Here is a 935-nt window from a genome sequence, read left to right as displayed (position 1 = left end):
TTATGCGATCGTCGCCAGCGTCAGATGTGTAGAAGAGACGGCCCCGCCCGGCCAGGGCAGCGTGCCGGCCGGCAGCTGCGCGCCCTGCCGGGCCACCGTCACCAGCCACCAGGTCGGCCAGCTCGCCAGCCAGGCGGCGAACTCCGCCCCGGCCGGCCAGAAGGGCGAGACGACGGCGGCGGCCACCCCGAGCACGGTGGCGGGTGCGATGGCTGGCACGACCAGCAGATTGGCCGGTACGGCGACCAGGCTCACCGTCCCCGAGATCCCGGCGACCACCGGACCGCAGGTGAGCTGGGCGGCCGCCGGCACCGCGAGGGCCTCGGCGAGCCCCGCCGGTACGCCCCGACGCCGCAGTGCGTCCCGCCAGCCCGGGGCGAGCAGCAGCAGCCCAGCGGTGGCGAGTACGGAGAGCGCGAAGCCGGGATCGCCCGCCAGCTCGGGGTCGACGATAACCAGCACGGTGATCGCGGCGCAGAGCGCCGGTAGCGCTGCCCGGGGCCGGCCGGCGGCCAGCGCGGCCAGGCCGATCGCCCCCATGGTGGCGGCCCGGACCACGCTCGGCGACGGCCGGACCAGGATCACGAAGCCGATGAGGGCCAACCCGCAGAGCGCGACGGCCACCCGGGGGCCGGCCCGCGCCCAGCGGGCCAGCAGCAGCACTGCGCCGACCACGATCGCCACGTTGGAACCGGAGACGGCGTTCAGGTGGGTCATCCCGGTCGCTCGGAAGTCCTCCTCGACGGCGGGCGTCAGCCGGCTGGTGTCCCCGACGACCAGGCCGGGCAGCAGGCCACCCTGCTCGTCGGGCAGTGGGTCGCAGGCGCGTTGCAGACCGGCGCGGAGCGTCCCGGCCGCGCGCTGGAGCCAGGGCGGCGGGCCGTGCGGTGCGGGCGGACCGGCCACGGTGAGCACCGCGGCGGTCAGGTCACCGC

The 935-nt window shown here is 76.7% G+C and carries 1 pseudogene; it reads right to left on the bottom strand.

Features of this window, described 5'->3' with window-relative positions:
• Positions 1-935, bottom strand: a pseudogene (locus DKL51_RS37710) (ComEC/Rec2 family competence protein); the annotation flags it as partial.

Origin of the sequence: Micromonospora globispora, assembly GCF_003857015.1 — a bacterium.
GTDB classification, from domain to species: Bacteria; Actinomycetota; Actinomycetes; order Mycobacteriales; family Micromonosporaceae; genus Micromonospora; species Micromonospora globispora.
This window is presented reverse-complemented; position numbering and strand designations above follow the sequence as displayed.